General features: G+C 42.6%; 4 protein-coding genes. 1 reads left to right on the top strand and 3 read right to left on the bottom strand.

Features of this window, described 5'->3' with window-relative positions:
• A partial coding sequence (locus tag J0A69_RS21705; protein WP_206588734.1) for a carboxypeptidase-like regulatory domain-containing protein occupies window positions 1-1,121 on the bottom strand: 1,121 nt, incomplete at its 3' end.
• A gap of 20 nt (window positions 1,122-1,141) precedes the next feature.
• Window positions 1,142-3,064, bottom strand: a complete 1,923-nt coding sequence (locus tag J0A69_RS21700; RefSeq protein WP_206588733.1) for a TlpA family protein disulfide reductase — start codon at window positions 3,062-3,064, stop codon at window positions 1,142-1,144.
• Between the two features lie 899 nt (window positions 3,065-3,963).
• Here J0A69_RS21700 and J0A69_RS21695 point away from each other — a divergent pair.
• Entirely contained in the window at window positions 3,964-4,248 is a 285-nt protein-coding gene (locus tag J0A69_RS21695) for a helix-turn-helix domain-containing protein (RefSeq protein ID WP_206588732.1), read from the top strand.
• Between the two features lie 334 nt (window positions 4,249-4,582).
• On the opposite strand, the gene J0A69_RS21690 is transcribed toward J0A69_RS21695, so the two are convergent.
• Entirely contained in the window at window positions 4,583-5,890 is a 1,308-nt protein-coding gene (locus tag J0A69_RS21690) for a caspase family protein (RefSeq protein ID WP_206588731.1), read from the bottom strand.
• Window positions 5,891-6,000: the final 110 nt, after the last annotated feature.

Below are 6,000 nucleotides of genomic sequence, written 5' to 3'. Positions count from 1 at the left end.
GTCAGTCGGGAATTGTCTGATTCCACATCTTCCCCAAAATTCCTGTCCCATCCGGCACTGAACAGATAGGAATGCTTTTGGGAACCACCGGAAACATTCAGGGCATATTGCTGCTGGCTTGACGCCCGTTTAAAATACCGCTCCTGATCCCTTCTGACATCAGCATTCCGAATAGTCTGGATGGCTGCATCCAGTTCACTCTGTGACAACTGTCCCTGCTCATGTGCATAGAGCGCTTCTGCCAAGGGGTTGACTGCCGCATTTCTTCTATCCCTGAGCTGGGAATTATAAAAGCCTGCATCATACAGTTCCATTTGCTTGTCCACCAAGGAATTGATGGACATGAGTGGATAATAAAAAAGGTCGGGCTTCTGCACCCTGGTCAGGTTACTGGTCAACTGTACCTGAACAGGTCTGTCAAAACTACCCTTTTTTGTCGTGATCACAATCACCCCGTTCCCGGCACGGGCTCCCCAGATAGAAGCTGCTGCGGCATCTTTCAGAACAGTCATACTTGCCACATCATTGGGGTTGATACTGGATAAAGGACCATCATAGGCCAGGTTATCCACCACGATCAAGGGCTCACTGTTGGAAATCAAAGTAGCCGTACCCCTGATAGAAACACTTTCTCCCAAAGCAGCCCCTCGGATATCCCGATTAAAGATCAATCCCGGGGTGACATCCTCCAATCGGTCAATCAGGTTGGTCGATACCCTTCTATCCACCAGTTCCTGATCAATGGCCACAAAAGACCCTGTGGTCCTTTCCAGCGGAAGCTCCTGAAAACCGGTCGAGAATACCGTGACACCTTCCAGATCAAGATCCGTCTCAAGCATTTTCACATCCAAAAGCGTCTGATCAGGACCCAGTTCGATTTCCTGGGATTGGTAGCCGATAAAACTAAAAACCAGCACCAGTTCCTTTAAAGGCAATTCCAGCATATACTTCCCCTCCTCATCTGAGACCGTACCCTGTGTACTGCCTTTAATCATAACGGTCACACCGGGAAGTGCCATCCCATCCGCAGCAGCGGTGATCGTTCCCCGCAATGACTTTTGGGCATGAGCCTGGATCCCCAGACCCAGCCCAATCCATAACATCAATAAAATTCTTTTCATAATTCCTGTTGGGTTTTTGGTTAGTTCCCTACCACCTGCTCCCGGTAGAGGTCAATAAATTTGTTTTTGAAAGCTTCGTAAGTGGTGAATCCCGTCCTCAGGTTGAATGAAACCACCCTCCCCTGTCCATCGAGCAGCATGGTCTTGGGGAAGGCATGGATTTCATAATAATCCCCCCAGCGCTTCTTGCTTTCTGAAGTGGTAATCAGGTTTGTCAGGGACAGGTCGGAGTACTTACTAATCCTGGACTTCCAGAACTCCCGGTCATCATCCATGGAAATAGCAACCATGCGATAGCCCAGATTCTGGGTATCCTGATACAGCGGAAAAAGTATGTCCCGAAAGAAATCCGCACTATGTGCACAGGAGGAAAAATAGAAATAAAGCAAGGTAGGCTGGCCCTTAAAGAAATCCTCGGTATAAACCTGCCCCTCCATATCCTCCAATCTGACCGGAATAATGGTCTCTCCGGGAATAAAAGCATGACCCAAGTTTACCAGCCTATCCTTCCAGGGACTGGTCTCCGTCGCTGCCAGATAAGAATCCAAGGTAGTTGCAGCATCCGGTATTGCCCCCATGTATTGGGAGAGGTAACCACTGAGCAACCTGTCTTCCATTTCCCCGGAATAATCCTCTGACACCTGGCTCAGGAAACTTCTCTTTCCAAAAATTGCCTTCAGCATGGATTTCTCCATCGCCAGATTCAGGTAAGGGGCAGAAACCAACTGGGACTGGGCATGAACCGAAGCATCCAATTTCCTCTCCCACTCCTCCAATTCAGAAAACAGGACTAAAATCCTGTCCAGATACTTTTCCCGCTCCTCAACAGAAAAACGGCTGAGAACCTCCGGGTAATGGAATTTGCGAAAGGAGGACAGCCTATTTCCATAAAAGCCACTGACCACCTCAGTCAGGAGCAGGTCATAGCGATCCTTACCCAACTCATCAGAATAGAAATCCAACAGTTCCAATTGGGGAGCAAGCAACTCCTTACCCCGATCCAACTCAGAGAAAAAGTAGTCCACGGCCTCCTTTCCTACCTCCACCAACTTAAAATGGCTTCCAAAAGCAGCATCGTATTTCTCAATCAAAGCCTGATTTTCGGCCTTCTGGAACCGAGGCCTGGATCTACTGCTGAACATGACCATGGGGGCATCAAAGTCCATTCTCGCAACCAGGCGTTTTAGGGCATATTGTACCTCATAGAATACAGCATCAGGACCACCAAAAACAATAGACGAATGGAACACATCCAACTCGACCTTGACGCTATCGTCCGGATACACCAGAAAATCCTCCAAAAGAGGCCTATCCCCCAAAGTCAAAGTGAAATAGCCTGCCCTGTCAGCCAAACTAAGTTCAAAACTAAACTTCCGAACCCTAGGGCTGGAAACACCATCGTAAAACTCCCCCTTCTCCAATTCAACCAATGCCTCCTCCTTCATAAATGGAGCGTCCCGGGAAAAGAAATAAGGAGTCCAGCTAAACGCCAAAGGACTAAGTGAATCAGGATTGGTCAGCTCCCCATAAAAGAGCGCCACACCAAAATTGCCTTCCCCAGCAGGAGAGCCAAAGCCCCCCTGCTTAAGAGAAATAGCATCATCAACTAAACTAAATCCCAATGGAGAAGTGGAGCGGAACAACCCGCTCCGAAGGGGAACAGACCATAAATCCGTCCCAGGTGAATCAGCAACTTGACTACTAGCTTCTATTATGGTACCGAAGAATAGAAATAGGATGAGAGGAATGAAATACATGGAGATAGGCAAGCCCTTGGCTTGCGAAATAAAGTCGCTTCGCTCCTGAAATATGTCAGCTTGTGGCTGACGAAATACAGCTCCTTTATCGCTGAGATAGGAAACAAAGGATCGTGAGATAGATCTGCTTCTATTGGGATAAGGACATAGCTTTCCCAGGAAGCATGTGAATAGAATTTTTTTCATGCTTTAAGTGATTAAAGGGCTACTTGAATGTGAAGGGGCTTGGGGAAGAAATACAGTCCCTAGGGTCGTGAAATAGGCTCTCCGTTCCTTAGAGCTAAATATTTCGGACGCCACAGGCGACCCTATTTCTATAGTATTTCAAAGTATTTTCTCTAAATTTTAAGTCAATACTTCCCCTAACCTTAATAAGGATCATTCTTTCAATCAAGTATTCCATTATTAAGAAATAGGTAATGTGATAAGCGGAAATCCCTGCAGTGGATGGCTTATCGAACGGTCGACGGTCTACAGACGAAAATCCACCGAAAAGTCAACCCTGATTCGTAGGATGGTTCTGGCCACAAGGGACAAAAGCAATCAGGGAGAAAAAGTGCGTTAAGCCTCAAACAGGCTGCTTGGGTTTTAAAGGATACAGGCGATCTACCGCTGCGATGCCGAGCCCCTTTGGTAATAATCTACAATAAATGGGCAAAGAGCACTGTGACCCAAAAATCACAAACGCAGTCCTCTCCCCTTTCCAGAAATTCTTTCCCGGGAAGCTTGGTAATCCAAAAAAAATCAAGGTCTGTTCCATGATACTTGGGTTATAATAATGTCCAAGCTGAGACCAAGCCAAAAAAAGAGACGTGGGACTCAACTTATCCATCGCTTGGTACCTAGGAGAACCACGAACACGAATAAGTGAGCCCACGCCAATAGCGTGAGCATTTCACTTATTGCCCCGCGTCCTTGAAATTTCCTAGGTTTCAGCGACGAGACTTTAAGCGCAATGCCTTACAATCACTAAAGTGATGTAAAGTTATAATGCACTAGATTAAATCTATTCAATTATAAGGAAATCATTTAAATAACGCAAATATGCGCTAATAAAATATTAGGCATTTAGCCAGCTTCATATCATGAAGCATTACAGAGATCAGGATTTCATTGAAAGAGTAGGTAAAAAAGTAGTTGAAATCAGAAAGAGAAAAAATATCAGCCAAGAAGATTTAATTGAACGAAGTGGATTGTCTCTCAGCCAAATTGGAAGAGTCGAAAGAGCTGAAATTAATACATCAATTAGCATGATAGCCTTAATTGCTGATAGCTTAGGAGTACATCCAAGCGAAGTAATGGGAGTTAGTTTTGATATAACACCAGAATATATACCACCATTGCCACCCAAAGATAAGCGTAAGAAATAATAGGCAATGCCGATTGATAAATAGTATAGTGCAGCGATATTTTATCTGTGAAAGAGAAAAATTGGGGCTAGAAATTGTGATAGAAACAATGTTATTGATCTAATCTAATAATGGCTGGAATACGGTCTTTTTCGCTAAGTGCCTATAATTTTTAAACGTTCTAAGTCTTAACAAATCCTAAAAAAGCTATAATCATAATTTTCCCATTCAATTCAAGAAACTCATTCCAAAGCTTCATTATTGCAAGGTATTCATAGGTTAAATTTACCGTAAAGGCTATTTTAGAGTCAAATTGAAGTCACCAAATGTCTTTCTCCAAATAAGTTTATAAATCCTAATCATCGATTTGTTCAATGGTCATGTCGCTAAAAAGGTCTGGTGTCTTCTTTTCAAAAGGTTCTCTCATTTTAAGATAAGGTTCAAAAATCTCTTTGACTTTATCCCCTATTACTTGTGCATAATTGTGTATTATGAGATTACCATTCTTTGAAGTGATAATAGTAGGTTTTAAAACATGTTGATCATCTTTAACGGATAGGTATAGCAAGAGCAATGCATCGTCACCGTACCACTTAACAATGTTCATCATAAATTGCGAGAAAGATTCATCCGGACCTTCTAAGGAATTATAGCCAAAATTCCTTCCTCTCTTTATAGTTATCTGATTGAAGAGGTCTAAAGAAAATGGCTCAGTAGCCTTATCTTCTTTGAATAATCTTTCATCAAATAGCGGAAAATAAGTTGTAAATAATAAATTATCTAGGTAGTCATGGTCAACTGTCATTGAATGCTCTTTCTCTTCTTCCATCCCAAAACTAATTCTGACTAGTGCCAGAATCATCAATAATTGGTTAATAGATAGGTTAGTAAAATTTGATACATTCAAAAACGGCATCAGTTCCACTAAGCCTATTTTCCGATCCGATTCAATTACCTCGGCAACGAAACTTTCAATGACATCCTGTTTAGCATTTATAAAAGAAAAATGATCGCCGTATAAGGAGGATTCTTCCCAAGGGACCTGCCGTTGCTTTGTATCTAGAATGACATCGTTTCTAGTATTCTTAAACACCAGTTCAACTGGCAAATTTGGAGTCTGAATGTTATTCAAAAGGTGTTTCGTGTAAATCCCGTTTCGTTCCCCAGCACGCTCCAGTGACGCGCTATTGGGACTAGTTGAAAAAGCTATCAGTGTTCCCGCTGGCGCATGCATTTTTGATAGTCCCACTGTAATGCCTCTATTTCCATCCTTAAATGGGTTATTCCTGCATGCGTCTAGTATTATCAAATGAAGATTCGCTTTCGATTCAGTTATAAATAAATCGTCAGCGTAAACGCAATTATATTTTATATCAATTGTACTTTTCACTTCTGAATCCGCTGCTACTAAGAAATTATGCTTATCATCCTGCAAACCGTGCCCGGCGAAAAAAATCACAGAAATTGTGTTTTCCGCGATGGAGTCTTTGAATTTGGCAATACTTGCTACAAGGTTCTTTTGTTTGGCATTTATAATCAGAGTACTGTCAAACCCGTTTTCAACAAGAAATGAATGAATATCGGTTGCATCATTGACACAATTGTCCAAGGACGAAAAGTGATTATAATCTCCTATTCCAATTACCAGCGATTTCCTATCCATAATTTTTGTTTTAAGACCATCCAATTGCAAAATAACTCTTTCATTACGATCTCCTACACCAGGAATCTAATAATGAGGGCAATTTTCAGAGTATTGATGCCTAGCATCTT

This window comes from Algoriphagus pacificus (genome assembly GCF_017254845.1).
In the GTDB taxonomy this organism is placed as follows: Bacteria; Bacteroidota; Bacteroidia; order Cytophagales; family Cyclobacteriaceae; genus Algoriphagus; species Algoriphagus pacificus.
Note: the sequence above shows the minus strand (reverse complement) of the source record. Positions and strands in the feature narration are given on the sequence as shown.

Bases quoted from the DNA above. Each gene is read 5' to 3' on its own strand.
- J0A69_RS21695 (WP_206588732.1), top strand. From the start codon at position 3,964: ATGAAGCATTACAGAGATCAGGATTTCATTGAAAGAGTAGGTAAAAAA.
- J0A69_RS21700 (WP_206588733.1), bottom strand. From the start codon at position 3,064: ATGAAAAAAATTCTATTCACATGCTTCCTGGGAAAGCTATGTCCTTAT.
- J0A69_RS21690 (WP_206588731.1), bottom strand. From the start codon at position 5,890: ATGGATAGGAAATCGCTGGTAATTGGAATAGGAGATTATAATCACTTT.